A 281-nucleotide genomic window follows, 5' to 3' on the forward strand; every position below is an offset into this window, starting at 1 on the left:
GAACGCAGGCCACTGATAAATCGTCTCGACATAGGTCCGGGCGATATCCGGCAACTCCACCGCATAACTGCGGAAACGCGCCGCCACCGGTGCGTAGAACGCATCCGCCAGGCTGGCGTGGCCGAACAGGAACGGACCGTCCTGGCCGAAGCGCCGCAGGCAATCCGCCCAGGCTTCGCAGATACGTTGAATATCCTGTCGTGTCGCCTCGGACAATTCCACCAATGGCTGCTGGCGCCGCAGGTCCATCGGCAGCTCCCCGCGCAACGCGGCGAAACCAG

Annotated in this window: 1 protein-coding gene; it reads right to left on the reverse strand. The window is 64.1% G+C overall.

Going from position 1 to position 281, the window contains the following annotated elements; translation table 11 throughout:
• Nucleotides 1–281 (reverse strand): glutathione S-transferase C-terminal domain-containing protein (locus ACLJNW_RS24585; protein WP_410961268.1); only part of this gene is annotated, 281 nt, incomplete at both ends.

Origin of the sequence: Salmonella sp. SAL4457, assembly GCF_046548235.1 — a bacterium.
Classification (GTDB): Bacteria; Pseudomonadota; Gammaproteobacteria; order Enterobacterales; family Enterobacteriaceae; genus Salmonella; species Salmonella enterica.